Source organism: Flavobacterium frigoris PS1 (assembly GCF_000252125.1).
GTDB lineage: Bacteria > Bacteroidota > Bacteroidia > Flavobacteriales > Flavobacteriaceae > Flavobacterium > Flavobacterium frigoris_A.
In genome coordinates, this window is sequence record NZ_AHKF01000010.1 from 161,026 (window position 1) to 187,718 (window position 26,693).

A 26,693-nucleotide genomic window follows, 5' to 3' on the forward strand; every position below is an offset into this window, starting at 1 on the left:
TTTTTTTATTTTAAAGGTTCGTCGATTCTTCTTATAAAATTAAAATCCAATTGTTTTTTAACTAAATCGGCATTTTTAACTTTAACGAAGATTTCATCCCCTAATTGTAATAACTGATTGGAAGTTGCTCCAACCAATGCATATTGCTTTTCATCATAGGTATAGTAATCGTCTTTTATATCACGAATACGGACCATTCCTTCACATTTGTTTTCTATAATTTCAACATAGATTCCCCACTCGGTTACACCTGAAATCACACCTAAAAACTCCTGATCCTGATGGTTTTGCATGTATTTAACCTGCATGTATTTAATAGAATCTCTTTCAGCATTTGTTGCTAAACCTTCCATAGTTGAACAATGCAAACACTTGGTTTCATACAATTCCTCATCAGCAGATTTTGCTCCATCTAAATAAAACTGTAACAAACGATGTACCATAACGTCAGGATAACGACGAATTGGTGAAGTAAAATGAGAATAATAATCGAAAGCTAATCCGTAATGACCAATATTATCCGTTGAATACTTAGCTTTACTCATAGTACGAATAGCTAAAGTATCAATTAAATTTTGCTCTTTTTTTCCATTCACATCTTCCATTAATTTGTTCAAAGCTTGGGAAATAGAACCTTGTTTGAAATCAATTTTGTGTCCAAATTTAGCAATCACTGCTTGCATCGCAAAAAGTTTATCTTCGTTTGGTTCATCGTGAATCCTATAAATGAAAGTTTTCTTTTGTTTTCCTACGAATTCAGCCACTTTCTTATTGGCTAAAAGCATGAACTCTTCGATCAAATGATTAGCATCCTTAGAAACTTTAAAATAAACACCTTCTGGTTCTCCCTCATCACTTAAGTCGAATTTTACTTCTACTTTATCAAATGAAATCGCACCATCGTTCATTCTTTTTCTTCTAAAAATCTTAGCTAATTCATCTAATTTAAGCGTTGCTGAGACAATTTCTGGCGAAACTTGATACGAACTACCAGTAATCGAAATTTCTTCCGGAATGGTATCGTCTTTCGTTTCTATGATATATTGTGCTTCTTCATAAGCAAAACGTTGATCTGAATAAATTACTGTTCGACCAAACCATTCGCTAATCACCTTGCATTTATCATCTATTTCAAAAACAGCAGAGAAAGTATATTTTTCTTCTTGTGGACGTAATGAACAAGCAAAATTAGATAAAACTTCAGGTAACATAGGTACCACCCTATCAACTAAATAAACGGATGTTGCACGTTGATATGCTTCATCATCCAGGATTGTTCCCTCTTCCAGATAATAAGAAACATCAGCAATGTGAATACCAATTTCGTAATTACCATTCTCTAATTTTTTAAAGGATAAGGCATCATCAAAATCTTTCGCATCTTTAGGGTCAATTGTGAAAGTCAACGTATCACGCATATCACGACGCTTAGCTATTTCAGCTTCTGTAATCGAAGTATCTATTTTTTGTGCATAAGTTTCGACTTCAATTGGGAATTCAGATGGTAAACCGTATTCAGCTAAAATAGCATGAATCTCAGTATCATGTTCTCCTGGTTTCCCCAATACTTTTATAACTTTTCCAAAAGGACTATCCGCTTTAGAAGGCCAATCTTCGATATGCACTAATACCACATCGCCTTGTTCTGCTTCGCCTATTTTATCTTTTGGAATAAAAATATCAGTGTACATTTTTGGGTTTGCAGTAGAAACAAAAGAGAAGTTCTTTTGAATATCTATTACTCCAACAAAATCAGTTTTATTTCTTTCTAAAACTTCAATAACCTCACCTTCAGGCTTTTTACCTTTTCTTTTGTTGTAAACATATACTTTCACGATATCTTTATCTAAAGCATGATTTAAATTATTCGTTGGAATAAATACATCTTCTTCTAGTTCAGCACAAACAAAGTAAGCCGTTTTACGGCCTGTCATGTCAATCTTTCCTTCGTAGTACTCTTTACTAGCTGCTTTTATCAAATATTTTCCTGGTTCGGATTCAATAATTTTGTTTTGGCCTGCAAGTATTTTCAAATCTTTTATTATTTGATTTCTACTTTGGGTATCGTCTAACTCGAGCTTTGCTCCTATTTGTTTATAATTGAATGCTTTATTGGCACTTTGCGATAATATTTTTATAATTTGTTCAGAGAAATCTTTCTCTTTCTTTACCGGCTTTCTTAATCTTTTACTCATAAATCTTTTCTTAAAAGTCGAAAATTACAAAATAGTTACTCAGTTATGAAGAAAAAGACACAGTTTTAAAGAAAATATAACTTTAAAGAATAGTTGTATCTTTATGAAAAGAATCAAATTATGGAAGCATTTATCACTATTGCCGTTTTTGACTACATTCACGAAATTGAAATTCTGAAACATCGATTAGATCAGGAAGGATTGCAATACTTTTTTGAAAATGAAATCATGTCTTCTTTTGCTCCAATGTATTCTACTGCTTTGGGCGGAATCAAACTTAAAATTCATCCTAACGATTTTGCAACAGTCAAAACTATTCTTCAAGAAATGAAGTACGACAACAATTTAAAAATCGTTTAATTTTTTTGAAAGTTGTCAACACATATATAATACAACAAAAAGAAAAATTAAATTTAAATTATTTATTAATGGGTATTATAGCTTGTTAATAGTTGCTATAAAATTCTTTTAAAAAGACTTGAAATGAAGTTTTAGGTTGTTATTGGGAGTTATTAACAACGTTATCTATGCTTAAATATCTAGTTTTAAAGAGTTTTTATATTTTAATTAACAATGGTTAATAAAGTAAAAACTATTCAATTTGTAAATAAGTATTTTTTATTTTTTTGTTGATAAACTACTTTTAAGTATTAATAACTATTCTAAAAATTCAGCTAACTAAATTAGGATTTTAAAAGTGGGTTTTGGATTACTTAATTTTTCAATACAAGCAGGAAATACTTCTAATATTCTATCCGGAGTTATTAACAATTAGTGTTAACATAAGGTTAACTGAATATCAAGCAATTGCGTTACGTTATTAACAATGTAATTTTTTAACATTTTATATTAAGACTATTCATTGATTACCAATATTTTATGTAATTATCAAAATTGTTTATAACTCCATAAATAGATGTAAATCTGCTAGTTATAGCAGTAGTAAGGCCAGCTGTATCCAGCAGCTTAATATTTTCAATAATAAACAAATCTATCATTTATTATATCCAATATTCTTTTGGTAAATTTGTCACACACAACTTAAAAAAAATAGAATGAAAATCTCAATAGGAAATGATCACGCTGGTCCAGATTATAAACATGCAATTGTAGAAATGCTTATAGCTAAGGGTCATGAAATAACTAATTATGGAACTGATACCGTAGATAGTGTGGATTACCCTGATTTTGGACATAAAGTAGCTACAGATGTTTCTGAAGGTAAAGCTGATTTTGGAATTATAATCTGTGGAAGTGGAAATGGAATTGCCATGACTGCAAACAAGCATGCAAAAGTTCGCGCTGCTTTATGTTGGATGAAGGAGATTGCGGCGTTAGCTCGTCAGCATAATGATGCTAACATAATAAGTATTCCTGCACGCTACACTTCAATTGCACAAGCAGTAGAAATGGTAGATACTTTTTTGAATACTGAATTTGAAGGAGGAAGACATCAAAATAGAGTGAATAAGATCTCTTGTTAAGGAAGTAGTTTTTCTAATTTTTTTTGGGATAAGCTCCAATTTATTACAAATGAGTCAGATTTTTTAAATCTGGCTTTTTTATTTATTACTGTTGGGTATAGAAAAGAACATAGAGTAGTAAGGTTTGAAATAACACAATTCCCATAAACTTTAATAAGTAAGATCTTTTGGATGTTTTATGTTTAAAAAGTAACATCGCAAATCCGCCACCTATTGTACCTCCAAAAGCTACGAAGCTTAAAAGGGTTTTCTCTGAAACCCTTCTTTTGTTTTTCATGGCCAGCCGCTTGTCGTAGGCAGTAACTAAAAAAGAAATACAATTTAGGATTATAATAAAGTAGAATAAAATAGACATTTGCACAGGAATTAGAGACAAAGATATTATTTTAGCTATTCGAAAAATATTAAAATGAACAACATACAATTCATCTCAAAAACAGTTGCAACAGCAGCAATTAATATTCAAAAAACGGTGCAACTTTTACAGGAAGATTGTACGATTCCGTTTATTTCCCGTTATCGTAAGGACAGTACAGGAAATCTTGATGAAGTACAAATTGAAAATATAGCAAAACTTCAAAAAGAGTACGAAGCAATTGTAAAAAGAAAGGAAGCTATTTTAAAATCTATTGATGAACAAAATGCACTAACTCCTGAATTAGATAAAAAAATCCAACAAAGTTTTGATTTACAAGAACTGGAAGACTTTTATTTACCTTATAAAAAAAAGAAAAAAACTAAAGCCGATATGGCACGTGAGAAGGGATTAGAACCCTTGGCAAAAATTATCATGTCGCAAAATAACGATGATGTTGACTTTATGTCTACTCAATATTTGAACGAAAATGTAGTAAATGAGGAAGCGGCATTACAAGGAGCACGCGACATTATAGCCGAATGGATTAATGAAAATATATATGTTCGTAAGCAATTACGACGTTTATATGAACGCAAAGCGACAATCACCACTAAAGTTGTAAAAACTAAAAAGGACGATGAAGGAGCCCAAAAATTCAATCAATATTTTGATTGGGCAGAACCATTGACAAAAGCGCCATCACATCGATTATTAGCGATGTTGCGTGCCGAAAATGAAGGTTTTATTAAGTTTAAGGTCGAAGTTGATATTAATGAAGCTTATGATGTTATAGATGCATTAGTTTTAAAAAGCCAAAATAAAACCACGACACATGTACAACTAGCAATTGAAGACAGCTACAAACGACTATTGAATCCTGCGATTTCAAATGAAGCTTTGCAAGAAGCGAAGGCTAAGGCTGATGCCAATTCGATTCAGGTTTTTGCCAATAATCTTGGACAATTGTTGCTTGCACCGCCATTAGGAGAAAAACGAATTTTGGCTATTGATCCCGGTTTTAGATCTGGATGTAAAATCGTTTGTTTGGATGAAAAAGGAGATTTGCTATACAACGAAACTATTTATCCGCACGCTCCGCAGAAGGAGGAAACGATGGCAATGAAAAAAATCCGTTCTATGGTTAATTCCTATAAAATTGATGCTATTTCGATAGGAAATGGAACTGCTTCAAGAGAAACGGAGTTCTTTATCAAGAAAATTGCTTTTGACAAACCGGTTCAGGTATTTATCGTTTCAGAAGCCGGAGCGTCTGTATATTCAGCATCTAAAATTGCACGTGAAGAGTTTCCTGATTATGATGTAACCGTTCGTGGATCAGTTTCTATTGGGAGACGACTTTCAGATCCACTGGCTGAATTGGTGAAAATTGACCCAAAAGCCATTGGCGTAGGCCAATACCAGCATGATGTAGATCAAAGCAAACTAAAGGAAGAATTAGATAATACTGTAGTTCGTTGTGTGAATTCTGTGGGAATAAATATCAATACTGCAAGTAAACATCTATTAAGTTATGTTAGTGGAATAGGGGAGAAGCTCGCCGAAAATATTGTCAATTATAGATCAGAAAATGGTCCTTTTGAAAATAGAAAACAGCTTAAAAAAGTACCTCGATTGGGAGAAAAAGCCTACCAACAAGGGGTTGCCTTTATTCGGATTTCGAATGCAAAAAACCCGCTGGATAATTCGGCAGTCCATCCTGAATCCTATACTATTGTGGAAAAAATGGCTAAAGATTTGAAACTGACCGTAAATGATTTGATTGCCAATAAAGAGAAAACTGCCTTAATAAAACCAGAGAACTATGTTACGGCAGAAATTGGTTTATTAGGATTGAAAGACATTATAAAAGAACTAGAAAAACCGGGATTAGATCCCAGAAAATCAGCCAAAGTATTTGAATTTGACCCGAATGTTAAAACGATAAAGGATGTAAAATCGGGAATGATTTTACCCGGAATTGTGAATAACATCACCAATTTTGGTTGCTTTGTGGACATAGGTGTCAAAGAAAGTGGACTGGTTCATATCTCTCAACTTAAATCAGGCTTCGTAAGTGATGTAAACGAAGTGGTGAAGTTACACCAGCACGTTCAGGTAAAAGTGAGCGAAGTGGACGAGGATAGAAAACGTATTCAGTTGACGATGATAATTTAAATATTAGGCAATAAAAAAAGCCAGTTTCAATGTTAAGATGAAACTGGCTTTTTAAAATTATTGAATTTTTATAGCTGAATAACTCCACCCAAGTTGAAGCTATAGCCTCCGTTTACTATACGTTCTTGAGAAGCTTTATTGATATTAGTTAATCCATTAAAAAACTGAGCGTCAATTAAAATACCAAATTTATCATTAATTCCAATTTTATACCCGATTCCATAGGTAAAACCTAATTGGAAAGACTCTATGGCGCTTTCGGGGATATCTGTTGTATTTGCATTTTCGTTAAATTTTGCACTAGTCAAAAAGGAAGGACTTAATCCAAAATTCAAGTTCCATTTTCGAGTGCTACCGAAATGCCAGTTGGCGTTAAGGGGAATACTCAAATAATTCAATTCGTCTTCGTAAAAATTTCCTGCAAATTGATTCTTCGAACCCATTTTATCAGCAATCAATCCTGAACGCAAACTCCATCTGTTGTTAAAGTAGTAATCAACAGTTGCTCCTAGTTCGACTCCAGCATTATAATCGCTGTTATCGTTTCCATTAAACTCACCGAAGCTAGAAGCTCCAATTTTTGGAGTAATTTCAATTGTACCCTTTTCTTTAATTTGAGCATTTGCAAATCCAAAAGTAGCCAAAGCTACCAATGACAAAAAGACTTTTTTCATATAAATTATTTGTTATGTTTTTGTGAGTAAATATAACAAGTAATAACTTTCAAAGAGCATAAATATTATTGAGCCTCTTATAATTTATTGAATAGGGAAATGGAAATAGTGGATATTCAACTGCTTATGATAAATTAAGTGCATAAAAAAAGTCCCGAAATTTCGGGACTTTTTTTATTTTTTTTCGTTTTCGCTATCTTCTTTTTTATCAGTTGAAGGCTCTTCTTTAGCGGCATTTTTAAATTCTTTAATTCCGCTTCCTAATCCTTTCATTAATTCTGGAATTTTTTTACCTCCAAAAAGTAATAAAACAACTGCTAATATAACTAGGATTTCTGTAACACCAAATCTTCCCATGATTGAATAATTTATGCCGAAGCAAATTTGTAATGAATCTTGCGACAAAGGTAAATAGAATAACTTAATATGGATTCAATTTAAGTCAATTATTTAATTTCAATAACGTTAAAAATATATTAAAGTTAATTTACCATTAGGATTACGACCTTAGTTTGCAGTAAAAGTTCTTTATTGACATTAATTATTATATTTGTAACATAAAGAAAATGTATGTCAAAAAAGAGGTTGAAAAGAATAAAACTCCACAATAAATTATTCGTAAAAAACCGTTTGGTGATTTTGAATGAGGATACTTTTGAAGAAATTTTCTCATTGAAATTGAACTTGATGAATGTTTTTATAGTGGCTTCTATTGGGGCTATTTTATTGATTTCAATCACTACCTTTATTATCGCCTTCACACCTTTACGGGAGTTTATTCCCGGTTATTCCTCATCTAAATTAAAAAGGGATGCAACGGAATTAGCATTAAAATCAGATTCCTTAACCGTAGCATTAAGGAAAAATGAAGCTTACATTCTATCCATTCAAAAAGTACTTAATGGGCAGCTGGAATACGCAAAATTCAATAAAGATTCTATATTGTCATCCAGCGATGAACCGCTTCCTAAAGTAAAATTATCTGCCTCAGAAGAAGAATTAGAGCTGAGGGATCAAGTGGCAAAAGAGGAAAAAAAATCCTTGCCGACGAGCCCAAAAAAGAAGAAGTAAACTTTAAACCACAAAAAAATTTGTTTCTTTAAGTTTTTGCGGGAAATATCTAAAAAATCACTACTATATAATGTCAGTAAAATCAATTGCAGCAAAATTATTTGCACAAAAAATATATAAAAAAACGCAGGCTTGGGCGACGAATCCTGTAGCGAGTCAACAGGCTGTTTTTAGAAACCTAATAAAAGAGGCGAAACAAACTGAATTTGGTTTGGATCATAAATTTGCTGAAATAAAAACCTTCGAGGATTTTGCTAAAAATGTGCCCATTCGGGATTATGAAGATTTAAAAAACTATGTTGAAAAGGTGGTTAACGGTCAAGAGAATATTCTCTGGAAAGGGAAACCACTTTACTTTGCCAAAACTTCGGGAACTACTTCAGGAGCAAAGTACATTCCGCTTACAAAGGAGTCCATGCCTTATCATATTGAGGCTGCTCGAAATGCTATTTTGCATTATATAAACGAAACGGGAAACGCTGATTTTGTTGATGGGAAAATGATTTTCCTACAAGGAAGCCCTATTTTGGAAGAAAAGCACGGAATACAATTTGGACGATTGTCAGGAATTGTAGCTCATTTTATTCCAAAATATTTGCAAAAAAACCGAATGCCTTCATGGGAAACCAATTGTATTGAAGATTGGGAAACTAAAATTGACGCAATTGTTGATGAAACCATCAACGAGAACATGACTGTAATTTCAGGAATACCTTCTTGGGTACAAATGTATTTTGAAAGATTGCATCAAAAAGGAGGAAAGAACATAGGTGACATTTTTAAAAACTTTAATTTGTTCATTTATGGGGGCGTAAATTACGAACCTTACAGAGCCAAATTCGAAAATTTGATAGGTAGAAAAGTTGATTCTATTGAATTGTTTCCAGCGTCAGAAGGATTTTTTGCTTACCAGGATTCTCAAAAAGAAAAGGGAATGTTACTGTTATTGAATGCGGGGATTTTTTATGAATTTGTCAAAAGTGACGAATTTTATTCTGATAAACCAAGACGTTATACGATTGGAGAAGTTGAATTGGGCGTTAATTATGTTCTGATAATCTCGACTAACGCGGGACTTTGGGGATATAATATTGGGGATACAGTACAGTTTACTTCATTAAAACCGTATCGAATTATCGTTTCGGGTCGAATCAAACATTTTATCTCTGCTTTTGGAGAACACGTTATTGCTAAGGAGGTAGAAAGTGCTCTACAAGAAGCGGTGGAAGGAACGTCTGCTAGAGTGAATGAGTTTACAGTTGCGCCACAAATCTCACCTGATAGCGGATTACCTTATCATGAATGGTTTATTGAATTTGAAAATGAACCAGATGACATCTTTGCTTTTGCGGAAGCAATCGATAATGCCATGCGAAAACAAAACATGTACTATGACGATTTAATTGTTGGAAACATCTTGCAAAAAGTAGTTATCACAAAAGTGACTAAAAATGGTTTTCAGGACTATATGAAATCGATAGGGAAACTGGGGGGACAAAATAAGATACCAAGACTTTCTGATAATAGAAACATTGCGGATTTACTAAGCAAGGCATAAAAGAATTACATTTGAATATCAATACTAATAAAAAAATGAAAGAAACTAAAAATATATCACGTTCAAGAGCACAGGAATCATCTGCTGCTATAGAGAAAATGTACATTACAATGCGCCATTTATTCAATAGGGGTTTTTATAAACCAATGGGAATTTCTGGAGACACGTTGCGCGAAGCTTTATTAGCTTTACGCCCAGAAATATATGGAAATATTGCAGAAGAAAAAGTAGAGTTAAACGGTTTATTGTATGTTATTGAGCGTCTTCCTCTGGGAATTGAGGAATGTAGATTTATTAACCTTACTTCAGCTGAAGGCTACTCTAAATCTCATTTCCAGGCAATTATTCCTCCAAAAAGGAAGCGAAATTGTTATCGTATTGATGAGGAACAAATGAATGTGGAAATTACTCGTGGACGTTCAGATATTTATGATATTTTAACGCATTTGACTTTTATTTTTATCGAAAGTCATAAAATCAGAAATCGAGTTTTACTGGATGATGCCGGAGAAGTTTCACGCGATTGGATGAAATTGCAGCAGGCAGTCTCCCAAAATAAGAAGTTATCACTTGTAGAAAAAGAGAAAGCGATCTCACATACTGCTAATATTCTAGGGAGAACCTTTGAGGAAGTATTGGACATATATGATGCCTTTGGATCGATAACTGCACCAGATCGCTTTTTGCATGTTATTTACTGGTTAGGGAAATTGGCCATTGAAGAAATTATAGATAATAATAAAAGAACTATCACTTTTAGCCCAATTTTAAGGGAACGACTAGGACATCATATTCATGGCGAAATATGGGCTACTAACATTAAGGAGGTTTTAAAGGAAAAGCATCTTTTAGATCGTCCAATCCATGTTATAAGTGCTAATATGCATAGTGTGATGAATTCTATTTTTGCCACAACCGTATTAAAATCGAAGTTTAAAGAGAAGTCTGATTTCTTTATTTATGAAGAATTAAGCAAATCTGGCGCTAATGAAGTTCGAAACAAAGTAGAGGAAGTGGCCTTAAAACACGGCATGATTTCAATACCGGATACTTCTGGAACTAATATTGACGTGCAAATTTTTGATACTGCCAAAATTAATTGGGAGCACTCTTCATTTCCAACAGCGAAATTAGGAGATAAAAAACCAGTTTTAATCGTAATGGATTATGCTTTTGGAGAACAAGCCTATGAAACGATTGATGAGTTATTAAAACCGTTCAAAAAAGATACGCTACTTAATGTGGAATCCGTTTCTATAATGGGGAAAGCTGGTATTCTTGAAGGAGGAAAGGGAGACATTATGATTCCAAATGCACATATCAATGAGGGAACTGCTGATAATTATTTTTTCGAAAATGAACTAACAGCTGATATGTTTGAAGGAAATGATATTGCGGTTTTTGCTGGGCCAATGGTTACTGTATTGGGAACTTCGCTGCAAAATAGGGATTTGTTAAAATTTTTCCATGAATCTACTTGGGGAGTAATAGGTCTTGAAATGGAAGGTTCTTATTATCAAAAAGCCATTCAATCTGCTTCAAAAATTAGAAAAAGTGTACCACAAGATATAAAAGTAAGATATGCCTATTATGCTTCAGACAATCCATTGGAAACAGGAAGTACCTTGGCTTCAGGTGGACTTGGAACAACAGGAGTAAAGCCCACTTATTTGATTACCATTAAAATATTGGAACAAATTTTCAACGTAAAATAGAATTATAATATGAGTACAAACGTACCCCAACATAATCCTAACGATCAAGAAATTGATTTAACACAAATATCCAAAAAGATAAGATGCTTTTTTCAAGGAATTAATACATTGATTTTCAATTGTATTAGGTTTTTTGTGAAAAATGCTGTTGTGGTTGCCATTTTGTTGATTGTTGGATTTGGGTTGGGATTGTTTTTAGATAAAACACAAAAAACCTACGATCATCGAATTATAGCGACACCAAATTTTGGAAGCACCGATTATTTATATTCTAAAATTGATTTGATTCAATCTAAAATTCGCGAGGGAGACACTGTTTTTCTTAAAGAGGTTGTTGGGATAAAGAAGCCTAAAGAAATAATGAAAATTGAGGTCAAACCAATAAGTGATGTTTATAAATTCATTGAGAATAAACCCGAAAATTTTGAACTTATCAAGTTGATGGCGGAAGCTGGTGATATAAATAAAATCCTCGAAGATAACTTGACAAGTAAGAATTACAGCTTACATACGATTACTTTCAAAACCAACAGAACAACAAATGATTCAGAAACAGTGCAGCCTATCTTAAACTATCTGAACCAAACGGAATACTATGAAAAGGTACAAAAAGAGACGGTGCGTAATATTCAAATAAAAATGAATCAAAATGACACTATTATTTCACAAATAGACGGCGTTTTGAATGGTTTTTCTAATATGGTAAATGGCACTCAAAAAAGTGATAAACTGGTTTATTATAATGAAAATACCCAGCTAAATGATGTTATTAAAACCAAAGAAATGTTGATTAATGATCAAGGAAATTATAGAGTGACATTAGTTGGATTAAATAAAATTATAAAGGACAATAGTGCCACATTAAATATTGAAAATAGAAAGTCAATCAATGGTAAATTAAAACTGGTTTTGCCAATTTTGTTTTTGTTTTCATTTATTTTCATACACTTATTTTCAAAGTATTATAAAAGTCAAATGAAAAAGCACAATTGATATAATTTCTTTCAAAACACTTCAGAATCAAACAGGCATTTAATTAATTTCAACAAATACAATTTCCTGAAATTTCGAAAAAAATCAATATGGGTTTCAATAAAATAAAAAAAAATCCAATTGTTTTACAGAGTTTTACAACTATGTTTTTAAGAATTATAGGAGTAGTCACTCTTTTTGGGTTTTCATTGTTTTTAACCCATAATTACGACCCAAAAATCATTGGTCAATTTGACTTTATAAGAATGGTTCTATTGGTTCTAAGCAGTATTTGTGTTCTGGGTACGGATCAATCCATACTATATTTTACCGGTATTTTAAAAAGCAGCAATGAAACAGAAAAACTGAAGGCGATTTATAAAAAAATTGTTGTGCTGATTTTTTCAATTTCTATATTGGTATTGACTGTTTTTTTTATCATTGGTCAAGATAGAATTAATCTTTTTTTTAATCAAAAAGGTACTTATTTACTTATAGCTAAGGCCGTTGTTGCTTTGTTTTTCTATTCAATAACCTTATTTAATACAGAAACAATCAGAGCATTAGACAAAATTTATATTGCTGAATTGTTTAGAAACACCTTTAAGTATGTTTCCGTTATTATTGGTGCGGTGGTCTTGTTTTATATCCATCAGGAAACGTATTTGGTTGATACTTTTTTAATCGGGTTTGTTGCCCTTGCGATGATAACGACGGTTATTGTTTTTCGACTTTTTAAAAAACAAAAAAAGGATTCAGTTATAGCGAAAGCCACTGATCTTTTTACCTACTCTTTTATCGTCCACAAATCATATCCTATGGCTGTTAGCAACTTAGCTATTTTCTTGATGATGACCTTTGATGTAGTGTTTTTGAAAAAGTTTAAAGGGGATGAAATGGTGGCCTATTATTCTATTGCAATGAAGTTGGTTTCTGTTTTGTTTATGATTAATAACTCAGTCTACATCTCTGTTTCTTTAAAAATTGCGCAACTTTATACGGAGAAGAATCGAACAGAATTAGTAAAAGTATTGAAAGAAAGTGCCAGAATCATCGTTATGTTGACATTGCCCGTGGTTTTAATTGTTTGTTTGTTTTCCGAAGATATTTTATATTTCTTTGGAGAAAACTATATAGAAGGGAAGCAAGCGCTTTTGATATTAATGCTGGGACAGTTGTTAGCTTCTTTTTTTGGAGTTTCTGCGATCTATTTAAATATGACGGGAAGGCAAAGTACTTTCCAAATCGTCTTGATTTTTGCGGTACTACTTAATTTAATTCTAAATATTATATTAATCCCAATGTATTCACTTACAGGAGCAGCAATTGCTTTTGTTTTGAGTTTATTTTTTTGGAATATAGTTACAACAATATATATTTATAAAAAAGATAAAATATTGGTGCTATTTCATTAAAATGCGATCCAAAATAGCAGTGATTTTTGAACCGAATTATTCACAAACAAAGTAAGGTTTTCTACAAATAGCAAAAATGCGAACACTAATAAAAAAAAATAAGGCAGTATTTATAGGGTTGTTTTTTTGCAATTTATTGGTTGCCTTTTTAACACCATATATTTTACCCGATAGATATTTTAATGATACTGTAATAATTGTATTTGATAAGGGTCGCGAAATAGGATGGTTTGGTAGTTATCCCTTTGCGATTATGTTTTATAAACTTACAGGTTTACGGCATCTTTCTTTTTTTCTTATTGCCTTGATTCAATTTCCCATAGTCACCTACATATTATATAAAATTGGGGTGCCGCATAATTTTCATAAGCTAAACGTAAAAAACATTTTGGTTTATATAGGGCTGTTGCTTTTAGGAATATACATGTCGATGCCTACTAAGGAGTTTATTACATTTTTAATGTTTTGTACCATCCCTTTTATATTTCAATCTAATAAAAAAGCGGTATTTAAAATTGTGCTGTCACTTATTTTAATCGCTTGTTTTTCGTTTTTCAGACCCTATTATCTATTGATGCCAATATTTGCAGTAGGGATGTATCTATTGTCGTTTATCAAATTTGAACACAAAACAGTATCTATTATTTTTTATGGGATATTGATTGCCATTTTTTTATCACTGAGTCACGGAGTTATAAAAGGCGAGTATATTTCGAAACAAACAAGAGAAAATTATGTTGTTGAGAATATAATTAAAAAGAATATAAATACAGCTGTAGTATCGCCAATATCACAAGACAGTTGGTACGGTGAGGCATTTGGTATTGTTTATGGTTTTATGGCTGTAAATGTGCCCGTAATTGAAGCAATCAAACATATTTTATCACCACAAGTCTTGGTTTTTGTATTTTGGCAGTTGTTACTATTTTATATTTTGTTTGTCCGGTTTTCCAGATGTTTAAAAAACAGGAAACAATATCAATTTGAGTTGTGGACCTTATTGATTCTATTTGCTTTTTTTATCGTTCAAGGTATATTTGAACCAGATTTAGGCACTTCTATCCGACATAAAATAGGGCTTTTTCCTTTAATATATTTTGCATTGTATTATGAAGATTTCAGAAAAGACATTCGACAAGGTATTTAATTTATTTTTATTTTTAATTGGGATTACTTTAATTTTCAGAAAACTGTGTACTGTTTTTTTGATTGCTTTTGTAGTTTTCAATTTGCTGTTTTTTAGAAAAATAAAAATTTCAAAAAACCAACTACCCATTATGTTGTTGGTTGCATCTCCATTCTTGATGGAAATATTGTTTTTCTGGAATAATGACTCTTATGCTCTAGGTTTAAAATCATTGGAGAAAAGTGTTTCATTGCTCTTTTTTCCAATATTTATAATTGGAAATTATCAGCGCATTCAATTTATAAAAATTTTGAAAGCCTATTGCATTACTACAACAGCTATTATGACATTCTTTTTTGTGCGTTTTATAGTGTTGGATCCGGAGCATTTCTTTAAATACCTTAACGGGAATGACCTTTGGGAAATGGGCTATGTTTTTGCTGACAGTATTGGTATTCATGCACCAGCGCTCAATATGCATTTGGCTTTTGTGGCTTTTTCAAATCTTTACTTCTTGTTTGAAGCTTCCAAAATTAATCACAGTAAATGGTCCAAAATAAGGGATTTAGTGCTTTTCACTCTTTCCTTCTTTTTTGTTTTGTATGTAAATACCAGAATGGCTTTATTAGCGACCTTAACTGGTTTTCTGATAGTTGTTTATTTCCAAATTTCAAAAAGTTACAGTTCTAAAGTAATCTTCAAAAGAACCATAATTTCGCTAGTTTTGATTGCTTCGGTTTTATTTTTATTCATACAGAACAATCCGTATATGAAGGAAAAGTATTCGACTCAAATTTTTTCGAATATGGACAAAATAGGAAAATTAGACGAGATCGATCATCCCGAATTAGTTGTTTACAGCTCTTTTGTTACAAGAGTATCCATCTGGAAATCGGCTTGGGAATTGTCACTCAACAAGCTTCCTTTTGGAGTAGGAGCCTCAGACGGAAAGCCAGAATTAGTAACCTATTTTAAAGAAACGAATCAAGTATTTCTGGCAGAATATGAGTTTCCAACCCACAATCAATTTTTAGATTTTTTATTAAAATTTGGAATAATGGGGCCCATTGTGGCCTTGTTCTATATTGGGTTTATTGCTTATCTGGGAATTAAGACTAAAAATGCAGTTATAATATCGTTCTTTTGTCTATTTTTCATGTCAAACCTCACAGATGATTTTCTCCTTCGTTTTGATGGAATTGTTTTCAGTGGATTATGGATTTCTATATTTGCGAGCTTTTGGCTGCAGCAAAAAAGCAAACCAATGCTTGTATAATGTTTTGAGATTAAGAAAAAAAAACCGCTTATTTAGCGGTTTGAATGACATCTTTTTTAAATTCTAAATGGGGGTATATTTCTCCTACTTCTGAAAATTGTTGCAGTGTTTCGATGGGCACATTTTTTACAACATAATCTTTTCCAGGAGGTAGTGTCTTAATGTAATCATCTGTTGCAGCGATTGAATTTGTTCTCCAACGAGCGCCTTCTTTTATTAAATACCATTGACCATTAGTTCCTAAAACAATTTTGCCTTCGTAACGGTCAAAGTCAGTAACATCAACTTTTACTTCATTAGATGTTGTAGGGGCAACCTCTTGCATAGCATCTTGCTGCGGTGTTTCCTCGTTCTTGTTCCCGCAAGAGAATGAAAATATTGCAACAACTGTCGCAATCAAAAACCTTTTTTTCATTTGAATTTATTTTAAATAGTAAAAATTAAAATTTTGGTAAATATCGCTATTTTTTTGATCAAAGAAACTGAATATATTTCATAAATCGAAGCGTCTTTTTTTAAAGATTCAAGTAGCATAATCTAAGGAATACTATGTAATTATTAAATTTGTGATACATTTGAGTTTTTAATACTTATTGTACAACAAATAATGAACGGTTATTATTTTTTTACATCAAAAAATGGCAAAAACCAAAATAGCCCATCTGTTACATTCCTTAGGAGGAGTCGATGTTTATGTAAGACTGTTGTTAAATAACATGGATACAGATTCATTTGAAAATATAGTTATTCATGGTACTAAAGACACTGCTGTGACTTTTTTGGATAAAAATAGGGAGAATGTAAAAGAGTATAAAATTTCAATTTTCAGAGAAATATCAGTATTCAATGATCTTAAAGCGACCTATCAAGCCTACCAAATTTTAAAAAAAGAAAGACCAGATGTAATTCATAGCCACAGTGCAAAAGGAGGAATAATAGGAAGGGTTTTGGGACCATTATTAGGTATAAAAGTGATTTATACACCACACGCTTTTTCTTATTTGAGTGCCCAAAGTAAATTAAAAAGAGGAGTTTTTCTGGGTATTGAAAAAATGCTTGAAAAAAGAACTAGTTTGCTATTAGCAACCTCTAATTCTGAGAGAAAACGTGCGATTGAAGAAGTTGGATTCGATCCTCAAAACATTATCGTTTTTAATAATTGTATTGAACCAATATCTAAAATAGAACCTCTATCTATTCCTAAAACATGGCCTGATAATTATGTATGCACTGTGGGAAGACCTTCCTATCAAAAAAACATTGAGCATATGATTAGGGTGATGAACGAGGTGAATAAAGAAGCTAAAATTCATTTAGTGGTAATGGGAGTTGGACCTGTTTCAGATCAATTAGAATCAGTAAAAAGTCTTATTCAAGAACTTGATATGGATGAAGATGTAACACTTTTGAGTTGGACTCAAAGAACAGACGTTTTTAATATAATTGACCAATCTAAATTGTATATTTCGACAGCTCGATATGAAGGCCTGCCATACGCTGTTATTGAAAGTTTAGCATTATCGAAGCCTTGTGTTGTAACCAACTGTGATGGAAATAGGGATTTAATTATAGACGGTTTTAACGGTTTTGTTGTTAATGAAGGCGTGATTCAATTCAAGGAGAAAATTTTAGAGTTGCTAAGAGATGAAAAGTTATTAGAGCGCATGTCAAAAAATTCGCAGCAAGTTTTTGCGAAAAATTTTTCAATTAAATCGAATATTAAGCAATTAGAAACTATTTATAAAAGCTACAATTAATTATAACAATTTCATGTTCAGAGAAATAATTAAAAAAACAATTAAGAAAGAAAAATTTAGTCCCGGGATACTTGGTTTTTTTATCAATTATAATTTTCTGATTAGAAGGTCAATATTTTCAGGAATTAAGGATCACGCTAGTAAATTAAATGGTTCATTATTAGATTTTGGTTGCGGTACAAAACCGTACAAAGATTTATTTGTCAATGCAACCGAATACATAGGAGTTGATTATAAAATTGAAGGGAGAGATCAAAACACTAATGAAATTGACCGATTTTATGATGGAAAAGTGATTCCATTTGAAAACGAAAGATTCGACTCTATTTTATCTACAGAAGTCTTGGAACATGTTTTTAACATTGATGAATTATTGCAAGAGTTTAATCGAGTTTTAAAGCAGAAGGGGAGAGCTATAATAACAACTCCATTTACATGGGAAGAACATGAAATGCCTTATGATTTTGCCAGATATACTACTCCTGCGCTACAGTTTTTATATCAAAAGCATGGTTTTAGGGTTATTGAAAATTTTAAAACAGGGAACTATATTGAAGTCATTTTTCAATTTCAGTTAAATTACATAAAGAACATACTTCCCGGCAATAAGAATTTAAGGCAGGTATTTCTTATTCCTTTTATTGTTTTCTTCAATTTTTTTGGACTACTGTTCAGTTTTTTATTACCAGTAGATAAAAACGCCTATTTTAACAATGTGTTTGTGTTAGAAAAAACATCAAATTTGGCAGAGTAAATAGTGGATTTGATAAATCGATTTACAATACTAAAAATTTTATAGGTATTACTTTCGCAATCCTAATGATAAAGTTATTTTTGACAGAATCAAATTTATCATAAAAGCGGAGGTCCGTTTTTCTATTCCATTCTGTATTTTTTTATACAGGCCTATTTCTAAATGTTTTATTATGAAAAGAATACTGATTACAGGAGCTGCAGGATTTTTAGGGTCACATTTATGCGATCGTTTTATTAAAGAGGGATACTTTGTAATGGGAATGGATAATCTCATAACTGGAGATTTAAAAAATATAGAACATTTGTTCAAACTGGAAAATTTCGAATTTTATCATCATGATATTACAAAATTTGTACATGTCCCAGGAGAATTAGATTATATCTTACATTTTGCCTCACCAGCAAGCCCTATTGACTATTTAAAAATCCCGATACAAACTTTAAAAGTGGGTTCATTAGGAACGCATAATCTTTTGGGATTGGCACGAGTTAAAAATGCCCGAATTTTAATCGCATCGACTTCGGAAGTATACGGAGATCCATTGGTACACCCACAAACGGAAGAGTATTATGGAAATGTAAATACAATAGGACCAAGAGGGGTTTACGATGAGGCGAAACGCTTTCAAGAATCTATAACTATGGCCTATCATACTTTTCATGGTGTGGAGACCAGAATCGTACGAATTTTCAATACTTACGGTCCTAGAATGCGTCTCAATGATGGTCGGGTGATTCCCGCCTTTATCGGTCAGGCAATTCGTGGTGAGGATTTAACCATTTTTGGTACCGGAATGCAAACGCGTTCGTTTTGCTACGTGGATGATCAGGTAGAAGGAATTTTTAGATTATTGCATTCGGATTATGTTTACCCAGTGAATATTGGAAATCCAGACGAAATCACGATTAAAGATTTTGCCGAAGAAATTATAAAATTGACGGGAACCAATCAAAAAATTGTGTATCATGCTTTACCAGAAAATGATCCTTTGCAACGTCAGCCAGACATCACTAAAGCAAAAGAAATTTTGGGTTGGGACGTGACAGTAAATCGTGCCGAAGGAATGAAAATTACGTATGATTATTTTAAATCTTTATCAAAAGAAGAACTTTCAAAGGAAGAGCACAAAGACTTTACCGCTTATATTAAATAGCAGTTCTATAAAGCTAGCGTTGTAAAAATGCGAAACAATAAAGGACAGATTAGCCAATTATGACAATATCCAAAATAGGAAGATATTCAAAATATATCAGGCCCATTAGTGTACTAATGGATCTGATTGTCATTTCAATATTGGCTTATTTTCTGTTTGACGATCTTAATTTAGATATTAATTATTATATTATTTATCTAAATATTGGCTGGGTATTTACTGCTTATTTTTTAAAATTTTACGAGATTTATCGTTTTACAAAAACGATAGGAATAATCTCAAAAATAATAAAACAAGGAGTTATTTTCCTTCTGATTGTCATTGCTTTTTTCCCTTTTTCGAGTCAAGCTATTTTTAGTGTGGAGCGTATTGCTCAATTTATAATTTATAGCTTGCTTTTAATCACGATTTCAAAATTCTTTTTGTTTTATTGTTTAATAAAATACCGATTAATAGTTGGGAATAATTGCAGATACGCTGTAATCGTTGGTTATACACCAGAATCGATTCAGTTAAAAGAGCTTTTTGAAACTAAGAAAGATTATGGGTATCAGTTTTTGGGTTATTTTTCAGATAAAAAAACAAACCAAGAGATTAAGGGTAACTTACTGGACTTAAAGACCTTTTCAATGGCAAATCAAGTGGATGAAATATACTGCTCTTTAAGTGAAGTTTCTAATTCACAACTGAAAGATTTACTGGAATTTGCTAGCGAAACCAGTAAAACGATAAAATTCATTCCAGACACAAAAGAAATTTTTTCAAAGAATTTAAGGATAGATTATTATGATTTTTTTCCTGTACTGTCTTTAAAAGACACGCTTTTAAATGAGCCTGCAATAAAGATATTTAAACGTTTCTTTGATATTACTTTTTCGTTAATTGTAATTATTGGTGTTCTATCTTGGTTAGCGCCATTAGTAGCTATATTAATCAAATTTGAGTCTAAAGGCCCTATTTTATTCAAGCAAGGAAGGCCAGGAATTGATGAAAAACCATTTTATTGTTATAAATTTCGTTCAATGCAAATCAATGCAGTGTCAGAAACTGAGGCCTTAAAAAATGATCCTAGAGTTACTAAAATAGGTAAATTTATGAGGAGATCGAGTATCGATGAAATGCCCCAATTTGTAAACGTTTTTTTTGGGGATATGTCTATTGTTGGACCACGTCCGCATCTGTGGTCACAAAATAAAGCTTATGGAGGTAAAATCAAGAAATACATGAAGCGTCATTATGTAAAACCTGGCATTACGGGTTTGGCTCAAGTAAGTGGTTATAGAGGAGAGATTGAGACAGAAAAAGACATGGTTAATCGAATAAAAATGGATGTTTTCTATATTGAGAATTGGTCTGTTATTTTAGATTTAAAAATAATTTACATGACTATTGTTAATATTTTGAAAGGAGATAAAAAAGCATATTAAAATATGGAAAGTGCACTTGTATCCGTAATTATTCCGACATACAATTCTGAAAAATTTATTTCAGAAGCGATACTTTCTGTGCAAAAGCAAAGCTACTTGAATTGGGAAATCATCCTTGTTGACGATTGTTCTACAGATGCCACTCTCTCTATTGTGTCAAAAATTTCTTTAAATGACAAACGAATTAAATACTCTAAATTGTCCGCAAATTCAGGAACTGGAGTGGCAAGAAATACGGCTTTGGCTGTAGCCAAAGGCAAATATATAGCTTTCCTAGATGCTGATGATTTATGGAAACCCAATAAATTAGAGTTACAGATTACTTTTATGAAAACCAATAATTTGCCATTTACTTTTTCGTTTTATGATTGCATTGATGAAGAGGGAAAACCCTTAAACAAGAGGGTCGAAGCACCATTAAATCTGAGTTATAGGCAATTATTTTTTTGTAATTATGTAGGGAATCTTACGGCTATTTATGAGGTCAATTACTTTGGTAAAATCCCCATTTCTTCTATTCGCAAACGTCAGGATTGGATGCTGTGGTTAACGGTACTTAAAAAAATAAAAATAGCTCATCCAGTACCTGAAAGTTTAGCGTATTATAGAATAAGAGATAACTCCATTTCGACTTCTAAGTTTGATTTGATAAAATATAATTTTGCTGTATATAGAAAGTTTCACGGTTTTATTTTCCCTATTGCCGTAGCCTGTATGAAACTGTTTTTATTCACACAATTGTTTATAAAACCATGGTATATAAAGAAAGTTAAACCATCGATTTAAACTGTTTCAGTTTTCCTCTTTTGTTTCTTTTTAAAATAGCTTTTCTTATAAAACTAAACTTTAAGTTGGGTTCTAGATAAAGAATAATGGCTTCTTCAATTTTTTCGATTTGAGCCAAATTTAATTCTTTATCACTGACATATTTTATCTCAAAAGTATCTGTTTTCGTCTGTTTTATGACAAATTCTTTTACGTTGCCATCATCTTCAATGATACTTTTTGTAATGTAATAAAAGGTTAATCCAGGTGCCTTTTTCCCACTAGGTAGTACGGCAACATCATTTGTTCTTCCAATTAATTTTTTCAGAATCGGTTTTTGAATGGTACTTTTTTCATCCAAGATTCCAATATCACCTATATCATATCTAATAAAAGGATGTGCTTTGTTGTACAGAGAAGTAATAACAATTCGGCCTTCCTGTCCGTGAGGTAAAACGGCATCATTTTCATCTAAAATCTCTACAAATAAGGTTTCTGAATTTACTTGCCATTCTCCTTCGGGATTCTGAAATGCTATTAAATCAAGTTCTGATGCACCATATTCATTGACAATGGGAATCCCTAATTGCTTTTCCAAAAGAATTTTATCATCTTCAAAAAGCATTTCTGAGGTTACCATGCAAACTTTAAGTGAAGGACAGATGTCTTTTAGTACGATATTTTTCCGCTGCAAAAATTTAGTAAAAAGTACAATAGAACTAGTGTACCCGTTAATGTAGTCGAATTTTTTGTTTCTAAAGTGAGTCAGAAATCGTTCTAAAACAGCATCTGACAAGTCAAAAATCGGAAAACGGAAACGGCTGCTTAAAAAATCTTTTAAACGTTCTTTTTTATTACCAGTGAAATCCATTGGAATTCCATAAAAACGTGCTTGGTAGGAAGTATTAAAATCAAGATCATACCAACCAAACCGATAAATGTTTGAAGCCCATGTTAAAGCATGGCAGTATTTGTCTTTGGCAAAAACAAAGGGATCGCCGCTTGAGCCTGATGTTTTGTTTCGATAAATACTTTTAAGCGTATAGCCTTTAGAAAGTCGTTCCTGCAATGGTTTTTGTAGGTTTTTTTTATTCAAAATAGGCAGTTCGTCCCAATTGCTAAAATCTTTTTTGCCAACCAATTCGCGATAAAACGGATTGTTTTCTATATGAAAAGCGACGATTTCTTCTTTTTTTTCTTCAATAAATGCTTTCTTATCCATTTCAGATAACGCTGTGATTTTCAATAAATCGGCATTAGCCCTTTTTATGGGATATCCGTTTAATTGAAGCGATAAGTCAAAAAGAGATAGCATTTTGTGTGTTTATTTCCTCAAAAATAATATTTAACGGCAACTAATAAGGGAGAACCAACAAGTTTTTAAAAATTAATTATTATTTACGTACAAAAGCAATTATTTTTGCACGACAACTAAAATAACAACACATGAATATTTTACTATTGGGTTCAGGAGGAAGAGAACATGCATTTGCATGGAAAATGATTCAAAGCCCGCTTTGTGACACTCTTTTTGTGGCACCGGGAAATGCAGGAACCGCTTCGATTGCAACAAACGTCAACATGAGTCCAACAGATTTTGATGCCATAAAAGCGTTTGTAATCGATGAAAAAGTAGAAATGGTTGTTGTAGGGCCGGAAGATCCTTTGGTAAAAGGGATTTACGACTTTTTTCTAAATGACGATAAATTAAATCAAATACCAGTTATTGGTCCCTCAAAAATTGGAGCACAACTGGAAGGAAGTAAAGAGTTTGCAAAGGAATTTCTTGTGAAACACAATATTCCAACTGCAGCTTATGACAGCTTTACAGCTGATACTGTAGAAAAAGGATGTGATTTCCTTGAAACGTTAAAACCACCATACGTGTTGAAAGCAGATGGGCTGGCTGCAGGTAAAGGTGTTTTGATTATTCATGATTTGGCGGAAGCCAAAGAAGAGTTAAGAAACATGTTAGTGAACAAAAAATTTGGTGCCGCGAGTTCAAAAGTGGTTATCGAGGAATTCCTTGACGGAATCGAATTAAGTTGCTTTGTACTTACAGATGGTAAAAGTTACAAAATCCTTCCTACGGCAAAAGATTATAAACGCATCGGCGAAGGCGATACAGGACTCAATACAGGCGGAATGGGAGCTGTTTCCCCAGTTCCTTACGTAGATGCTGTTTTGATGGAAAAAATAGAAACACGCATCGTTAAACCTACAATTGACGGTTTCCAGAAAGATGGAATACCATACAAAGGGTTTGTGTTTATTGGGCTAATCAATGTTAATAACGAACCTATTGTTATTGAATACAACGTTAGAATGGGTGATCCAGAGACAGAGGTGGTCGTTCCGAGATTGAAAACGGATTTAGTTGAATTGTTTTTGGCTGTAGCCAATGAAAAACTGGACGAAATCTCACTTGAAATTGACGAAAGAAGCGCGACTACTGTTATGCTTGTGTCTGGAGGTTATCCTGAAGATTTTGAAAAAGGGAAAGTTATTTCTGGATTAGAAAACATTACCGATTCAATTGTTTTTCATGCAGGAACAAAATTTATTGACAACGAAGTTGTTACTAATGGAGGAAGAGTGTTGACAATAACCTCTTATGGGAATGATTTTCAAGAGGCCATAAAAAAATCTTATCAAAATATAGACAAGCTACATTTTGATAAGATGAATTTTAGAAAAGATATCGGTAACGATCTACTATAAAATAGTATGTTCCTTAATCCCAAAAATATTTGGGGTTAGGGAATTTTATTTAAAGAAAGAGTGCGCTGTAGTATCTTGGTTTTCTTCGCCGTTGTCTTCAAATATTTTCAATTGTTTGATCCAATATACCATTGCAACCGCACAAATAATCATGAAGATCCAATTGATTGTGTTAGCAGCAAACCAAGATGAAAGTTCCAAAGAACGTAAAAAATCTAGGGGAGTAAATAAAATATTTACAAATAGGTATTGAATTCCTTCAAAAAATGCTTTCATATCGTATAAATTATTTTGTTATTTTTTTAATTCTCAGCGCAAAGGATATTCTTTTTAAACTAAAGGGTTTCCTTTTTAAACAAGTATTATATTTACAGTCACAAAAGTATAAAATATCCTTATGATTACAAGTGTTTTTAAAAAATCTACACCATTAAATTTTTCTCTTGTTGTATTTTTAATTTTGATTTTTTTTTTAATATATCAAATTCAGGATCTGAGTTGGACTAATTCGGCTTTGATGGTTTTTCAAAAAGTGGGATTATTGTCTGTTTTGTTGGGTTCAATTTTTATCTCAAATTTCGTTTCAAAGAAGAACGGACTCAGTAAAGACAGTAGTTATGCGATTTTATTCTACTTCTTATTTCTGCTTTTCTTCCCTTCGATCTTAGATAATATCAACTTAGTTCTAGCTAATTTCTTTGTCTTATTAGCACTTCGAAGATTAATTTCACTTCAGTCGCTAACAGCATCTAAAGAAAAAATATTTGATGCCTCTTTATGGATTTTTGTAGCCTCTATGTTCCATTTTTGGAGTATTATTTTTATTGTTTTGGTTTTTATTTCCATAATGTTTCACGTTGCAAGTGATTATAGAAACTGGATATTGCCGTTTATTGCTTTTTTTGCTGTGGGAGTTATCTTTACATTATTTTCATTAGTATTCCATATTGATGGGATTGAATATATAACGAGAAGTATAAAAACCAGTTTCGAGATTAGTTATTTTACTAATAATTACCAGAATGCCGCATTGTCGATTTATGCAACTGTGGCTATATTTTTTGTTGTGTCAATGTTTGCAACATTGTCAAGCAGACCTTTAGTGCTGCAATCCTCATTCAAAAAAATCATTGCCTCTTTTTTCATAGGAGTGTTGATTTTCTTAGTTTCTTCAAACAAAAGCAATGATTTACTGATTTTTACAATCGCACCTCTGGCAATGATGGCAACTGCTCACATCGAACTGCCGCAAATAAAATTAAAAAAAGAAATGGTTTTAGTGGTGCTTATGGCCTGTTGTTTGTTTACTTTTTTCTCTCAATTATAGTTTAGTACCATAAGCCAAGTCTCCAGCATCGCCAAGTCCTGGGACAATATAGCTATGTTCGTCTAGATTTTCGTCTAAGGAAGCAATCCAAAGATGGCAATTATCAGGTAACTTACTTTCAAGAAGAGCAATTCCTTCTGGAGCGGCAATGACCACCGCGATATGAACTTCCTTAGGACTTCCTTTCTCTATCAGTTTATTAAAAACAGCGACAATAGATTGCCCTGTTGCAAGCATAGGGTCAACAATTAGTAAGTATTTGTCATTATAATCTGCTATGGCTTGATATTCAACTACAATATCAAAGTAATCGTCATTATTGGGATGGTGTCTATAAGCTGAAATAAAACCGTTTTCGGCATTGTCAAAATAATTCAAAAACCCCATATGCAATGGCAATCCGGCACGTAAAATAGAGCAGACAACTAGTTGATCTGAAATTTCCGTTGTTTTTTTTACGCCAAGAGGGGTTTGGACTTCAACATCTCTATAGTGTAATTGTTTACTCAATTCATAAGACATTATTTCACCAATGCGTTCTATGTTTCTTCGGAAACGCATACTGTCATTATGGACATTTACATTTCTTATTTGGCCCAAAAAATGGTTAAGTACACTATTGGTTTCTGATAAATTATGAATTTGCATGATTGTTTATATTTGTAGTTTTATTGAAAAAATCAAGTTTGATATTGATTTTCGGGATCCAAAAATAGAATTGTTATTTGGAATTTTTTTATAAAAGTATAAAAAGTATCTTTGTATCT

Annotated in this window: 25 protein-coding genes; 17 read left to right on the plus strand and 8 right to left on the minus strand. The window is 32.2% G+C overall.

The features are described from left to right. Nucleotides 1-5 precede the first annotated feature (5 nt). A complete protein-coding gene (gene rnr / locus HJ01_RS03100) occupies nucleotides 6-2,195 on the minus strand; it encodes a ribonuclease R (protein ID WP_007136828.1) in 2,190 nt (729 codons plus the stop codon). 120 nt (nucleotides 2,196-2,315) lie between these two features. Here rnr and HJ01_RS03105 point away from each other — a divergent pair, with 120 nt between their 5' ends. Beyond that, a complete protein-coding gene (locus tag HJ01_RS03105) occupies nucleotides 2,316-2,555 on the plus strand; it encodes a hypothetical protein (protein WP_040473640.1) in 240 nt (79 codons plus the stop codon). Between the two features lie 695 nt (nucleotides 2,556-3,250). Further along, a complete protein-coding gene (gene rpiB / locus HJ01_RS03110) occupies nucleotides 3,251-3,679 on the plus strand; it encodes a ribose 5-phosphate isomerase B (RefSeq protein WP_007136831.1) in 429 nt (142 codons plus the stop codon). An 85-nt stretch (nucleotides 3,680-3,764) separates the two neighbouring features. Here the strand turns inward: rpiB and HJ01_RS03115 are convergent, their stop codons facing one another. Beyond that, a complete protein-coding gene (locus HJ01_RS03115) occupies nucleotides 3,765-4,034 on the minus strand; it encodes a DUF1294 domain-containing protein (RefSeq protein ID WP_040473641.1) in 270 nt (89 codons plus the stop codon). A 54-nt stretch (nucleotides 4,035-4,088) separates the two neighbouring features. Between HJ01_RS03115 and HJ01_RS03120 the strand changes: the two genes are divergently transcribed. After that, entirely contained in the window at nucleotides 4,089-6,212 is a 2,124-nt protein-coding gene (locus HJ01_RS03120) for a Tex family protein (RefSeq protein WP_007136833.1), read from the plus strand. Nucleotides 6,213-6,280: 68 nt separating this feature from the next. Here HJ01_RS03120 and HJ01_RS03125 read toward each other — a convergent pair whose 3' ends face one another. Both HJ01_RS03125 and tatA read right to left on the minus strand, forming a co-directional pair. Next, nucleotides 6,281-6,886 carry a porin family protein gene (locus tag HJ01_RS03125; RefSeq protein ID WP_007136834.1) on the minus strand — a complete coding sequence of 202 codons (606 nt, stop codon included), beginning with the start codon at nucleotides 6,884-6,886 and terminating at the stop codon, nucleotides 6,281-6,283. 174 nt (nucleotides 6,887-7,060) lie between these two features. After that, entirely contained in the window at nucleotides 7,061-7,243 is a 183-nt protein-coding gene (tatA, locus tag HJ01_RS03130) for a twin-arginine translocase TatA/TatE family subunit (protein WP_007136835.1), read from the minus strand. 213 nt (nucleotides 7,244-7,456) lie between these two features. Between tatA and HJ01_RS03135 the strand changes: the two genes are divergently transcribed. The 7 genes from HJ01_RS03135 (at nucleotide 7,457) to HJ01_RS03165 (ending at nucleotide 16,019) form a co-directional block, all read left to right on the plus strand. Next, nucleotides 7,457-7,957 carry a hypothetical protein gene (locus HJ01_RS03135; protein WP_007136836.1) on the plus strand — a complete coding sequence of 167 codons (501 nt, stop codon included), beginning with the start codon at nucleotides 7,457-7,459 and terminating at the stop codon, nucleotides 7,955-7,957. A 70-nt stretch (nucleotides 7,958-8,027) separates the two neighbouring features. After that, nucleotides 8,028-9,515 carry a GH3 auxin-responsive promoter family protein gene (locus HJ01_RS03140; protein ID WP_007136837.1) on the plus strand — a complete coding sequence of 496 codons (1,488 nt, stop codon included), beginning with the start codon at nucleotides 8,028-8,030 and terminating at the stop codon, nucleotides 9,513-9,515. Between the two features lie 35 nt (nucleotides 9,516-9,550). After that, entirely contained in the window at nucleotides 9,551-11,230 is a 1,680-nt protein-coding gene (locus tag HJ01_RS03145) for a DUF6909 family protein (protein ID WP_040473642.1), read from the plus strand. Between the two features lie 9 nt (nucleotides 11,231-11,239). Next, nucleotides 11,240-12,223 carry a hypothetical protein gene (locus HJ01_RS03150; protein ID WP_007136839.1) on the plus strand — a complete coding sequence of 328 codons (984 nt, stop codon included), beginning with the start codon at nucleotides 11,240-11,242 and terminating at the stop codon, nucleotides 12,221-12,223. A gap of 89 nt (nucleotides 12,224-12,312) precedes the next feature. After that, nucleotides 12,313-13,617, plus strand: coding sequence for an MATE family efflux transporter (locus HJ01_RS03155; RefSeq protein WP_007136840.1), 1,305 nt, complete (start codon nucleotides 12,313-12,315; stop codon nucleotides 13,615-13,617). A gap of 76 nt (nucleotides 13,618-13,693) precedes the next feature. Continuing rightward, a complete protein-coding gene (locus HJ01_RS03160) occupies nucleotides 13,694-14,764 on the plus strand; it encodes a hypothetical protein (RefSeq protein WP_007136841.1) in 1,071 nt (356 codons plus the stop codon). Then, nucleotides 14,727-16,019, plus strand: a complete 1,293-nt coding sequence (locus HJ01_RS03165; RefSeq protein ID WP_007136842.1) for an O-antigen ligase family protein — start codon at nucleotides 14,727-14,729, stop codon at nucleotides 16,017-16,019. The genes HJ01_RS03160 and HJ01_RS03165 overlap by 38 nt, the downstream gene beginning before the upstream one ends. A 28-nt stretch (nucleotides 16,020-16,047) precedes the next feature. Here HJ01_RS03165 and HJ01_RS03170 read toward each other — a convergent pair whose 3' ends face one another. Continuing rightward, nucleotides 16,048-16,434: a hypothetical protein gene (locus tag HJ01_RS03170; RefSeq protein ID WP_007136843.1), complete on the minus strand. Its 387-nt coding sequence runs from the start codon at nucleotides 16,432-16,434 to the stop codon at nucleotides 16,048-16,050. A 223-nt stretch (nucleotides 16,435-16,657) separates the two neighbouring features. Here HJ01_RS03170 and HJ01_RS03175 point away from each other — a divergent pair, with 223 nt between their 5' ends. The 5 genes from HJ01_RS03175 (at nucleotide 16,658) to HJ01_RS03195 (ending at nucleotide 21,899) form a co-directional block, all read left to right on the plus strand. Beyond that, nucleotides 16,658-17,776 carry a glycosyltransferase gene (locus HJ01_RS03175; protein WP_040473643.1) on the plus strand — a complete coding sequence of 373 codons (1,119 nt, stop codon included), beginning with the start codon at nucleotides 16,658-16,660 and terminating at the stop codon, nucleotides 17,774-17,776. 13 nt (nucleotides 17,777-17,789) lie between these two features. Next, complete coding sequence (locus tag HJ01_RS03180) at nucleotides 17,790-18,530, plus strand: class I SAM-dependent methyltransferase (RefSeq protein ID WP_007136845.1); 741 nt, start codon at nucleotides 17,790-17,792, stop codon at nucleotides 18,528-18,530. Nucleotides 18,531-18,702: 172 nt separating this feature from the next. Beyond that, on the plus strand, nucleotides 18,703-19,686 hold the full coding sequence (locus tag HJ01_RS03185) for a UDP-glucuronic acid decarboxylase family protein (RefSeq protein WP_007136846.1): 984 nt from the start codon (nucleotides 18,703-18,705) through the stop codon (nucleotides 19,684-19,686). A 59-nt stretch (nucleotides 19,687-19,745) separates the two neighbouring features. Continuing rightward, nucleotides 19,746-21,113, plus strand: a complete 1,368-nt coding sequence (locus HJ01_RS03190) for an exopolysaccharide biosynthesis polyprenyl glycosylphosphotransferase (RefSeq protein ID WP_100208511.1) — start codon at nucleotides 19,746-19,748, stop codon at nucleotides 21,111-21,113. A gap of 3 nt (nucleotides 21,114-21,116) precedes the next feature. Continuing rightward, nucleotides 21,117-21,899 carry a glycosyltransferase family 2 protein gene (locus HJ01_RS03195; protein ID WP_007136848.1) on the plus strand — a complete coding sequence of 261 codons (783 nt, stop codon included), beginning with the start codon at nucleotides 21,117-21,119 and terminating at the stop codon, nucleotides 21,897-21,899. On the opposite strand, the gene HJ01_RS03200 is transcribed toward HJ01_RS03195, so the two are convergent. Further along, on the minus strand, nucleotides 21,883-23,193 hold the full coding sequence (locus HJ01_RS03200; RefSeq protein ID WP_007136849.1) for a phenylacetate--CoA ligase family protein: 1,311 nt from the start codon (nucleotides 23,191-23,193) through the stop codon (nucleotides 21,883-21,885). The two genes, HJ01_RS03195 and HJ01_RS03200, sit on opposite strands and share 17 nt — an antisense overlap. Nucleotides 23,194-23,324: 131 nt before the next feature. Between HJ01_RS03200 and purD the strand changes: the two genes are divergently transcribed. Beyond that, a complete protein-coding gene (gene purD, locus HJ01_RS03205) occupies nucleotides 23,325-24,599 on the plus strand; it encodes a phosphoribosylamine--glycine ligase (RefSeq protein WP_007136850.1) in 1,275 nt (424 codons plus the stop codon). A 45-nt stretch (nucleotides 24,600-24,644) separates the two neighbouring features. Here purD and HJ01_RS03210 read toward each other — a convergent pair whose 3' ends face one another. After that, nucleotides 24,645-24,875 carry a DUF6341 family protein gene (locus HJ01_RS03210; protein WP_007136851.1) on the minus strand — a complete coding sequence of 77 codons (231 nt, stop codon included), beginning with the start codon at nucleotides 24,873-24,875 and terminating at the stop codon, nucleotides 24,645-24,647. Between the two features lie 121 nt (nucleotides 24,876-24,996). Between HJ01_RS03210 and HJ01_RS03215 the strand changes: the two genes are divergently transcribed. Continuing rightward, nucleotides 24,997-25,926 (plus strand): DUF6427 family protein, encoded by a 930-nt coding sequence (locus HJ01_RS03215; RefSeq protein WP_007136852.1) that lies wholly within the window; start codon nucleotides 24,997-24,999, stop codon nucleotides 25,924-25,926. On the opposite strand, the gene upp is transcribed toward HJ01_RS03215, so the two are convergent. Next, a complete protein-coding gene (gene upp, locus HJ01_RS03220; protein WP_007136853.1) occupies nucleotides 25,921-26,574 on the minus strand; it encodes a uracil phosphoribosyltransferase in 654 nt (217 codons plus the stop codon). The genes HJ01_RS03215 and upp overlap by 6 nt on opposite strands. Between the last annotated feature and the right edge of the window lie 119 nt (nucleotides 26,575-26,693).

What these genes read in the sequence shown, in the direction of transcription:
- purD (WP_007136850.1), top strand. Translation starts at nt 23,325, where the DNA reads ATGAATATTTTACTATTGGGTTCAGGAGGAAGAGAACATGCATTTGCA.
- rnr (WP_007136828.1), bottom strand. Translation starts at nt 2,195, where the DNA reads ATGAGTAAAAGATTAAGAAAGCCGGTAAAGAAAGAGAAAGATTTCTCT.
- HJ01_RS03125 (WP_007136834.1), bottom strand. Translation starts at nt 6,886, where the DNA reads ATGAAAAAAGTCTTTTTGTCATTGGTAGCTTTGGCTACTTTTGGATTT.
- HJ01_RS03195 (WP_007136848.1), top strand. Translation starts at nt 21,117, where the DNA reads ATGGAAAGTGCACTTGTATCCGTAATTATTCCGACATACAATTCTGAA.
- HJ01_RS03140 (WP_007136837.1), top strand. Translation starts at nt 8,028, where the DNA reads ATGTCAGTAAAATCAATTGCAGCAAAATTATTTGCACAAAAAATATAT.
- rpiB (WP_007136831.1), top strand. Translation starts at nt 3,251, where the DNA reads ATGAAAATCTCAATAGGAAATGATCACGCTGGTCCAGATTATAAACAT.
- tatA (WP_007136835.1), bottom strand. Translation starts at nt 7,243, where the DNA reads ATGGGAAGATTTGGTGTTACAGAAATCCTAGTTATATTAGCAGTTGTT.
- HJ01_RS03175 (WP_040473643.1), top strand. Translation starts at nt 16,658, where the DNA reads ATGGCAAAAACCAAAATAGCCCATCTGTTACATTCCTTAGGAGGAGTC.
- HJ01_RS03120 (WP_007136833.1), top strand. Translation starts at nt 4,089, where the DNA reads ATGAACAACATACAATTCATCTCAAAAACAGTTGCAACAGCAGCAATT.
- HJ01_RS03150 (WP_007136839.1), top strand. Translation starts at nt 11,240, where the DNA reads ATGAGTACAAACGTACCCCAACATAATCCTAACGATCAAGAAATTGAT.
- HJ01_RS03210 (WP_007136851.1), bottom strand. Translation starts at nt 24,875, where the DNA reads ATGAAAGCATTTTTTGAAGGAATTCAATACCTATTTGTAAATATTTTA.
- HJ01_RS03135 (WP_007136836.1), top strand. Translation starts at nt 7,457, where the DNA reads ATGTCAAAAAAGAGGTTGAAAAGAATAAAACTCCACAATAAATTATTC.
- upp (WP_007136853.1), bottom strand. Translation starts at nt 26,574, where the DNA reads ATGCAAATTCATAATTTATCAGAAACCAATAGTGTACTTAACCATTTT.
- HJ01_RS03215 (WP_007136852.1), top strand. Translation starts at nt 24,997, where the DNA reads ATGATTACAAGTGTTTTTAAAAAATCTACACCATTAAATTTTTCTCTT.
- HJ01_RS03145 (WP_040473642.1), top strand. Translation starts at nt 9,551, where the DNA reads ATGAAAGAAACTAAAAATATATCACGTTCAAGAGCACAGGAATCATCT.
- HJ01_RS03165 (WP_007136842.1), top strand. Translation starts at nt 14,727, where the DNA reads ATGAAGATTTCAGAAAAGACATTCGACAAGGTATTTAATTTATTTTTA.
- HJ01_RS03115 (WP_040473641.1), bottom strand. Translation starts at nt 4,034, where the DNA reads ATGTCTATTTTATTCTACTTTATTATAATCCTAAATTGTATTTCTTTT.
- HJ01_RS03170 (WP_007136843.1), bottom strand. Translation starts at nt 16,434, where the DNA reads ATGAAAAAAAGGTTTTTGATTGCGACAGTTGTTGCAATATTTTCATTC.
- HJ01_RS03155 (WP_007136840.1), top strand. Translation starts at nt 12,313, where the DNA reads ATGGGTTTCAATAAAATAAAAAAAAATCCAATTGTTTTACAGAGTTTT.
- HJ01_RS03200 (WP_007136849.1), bottom strand. Translation starts at nt 23,193, where the DNA reads ATGCTATCTCTTTTTGACTTATCGCTTCAATTAAACGGATATCCCATA.
- HJ01_RS03180 (WP_007136845.1), top strand. Translation starts at nt 17,790, where the DNA reads ATGTTCAGAGAAATAATTAAAAAAACAATTAAGAAAGAAAAATTTAGT.
- HJ01_RS03185 (WP_007136846.1), top strand. Translation starts at nt 18,703, where the DNA reads ATGAAAAGAATACTGATTACAGGAGCTGCAGGATTTTTAGGGTCACAT.
- HJ01_RS03190 (WP_100208511.1), top strand. Translation starts at nt 19,746, where the DNA reads ATGACAATATCCAAAATAGGAAGATATTCAAAATATATCAGGCCCATT.
- HJ01_RS03105 (WP_040473640.1), top strand. Translation starts at nt 2,316, where the DNA reads ATGGAAGCATTTATCACTATTGCCGTTTTTGACTACATTCACGAAATT.
- HJ01_RS03160 (WP_007136841.1), top strand. Translation starts at nt 13,694, where the DNA reads ATGCGAACACTAATAAAAAAAAATAAGGCAGTATTTATAGGGTTGTTT.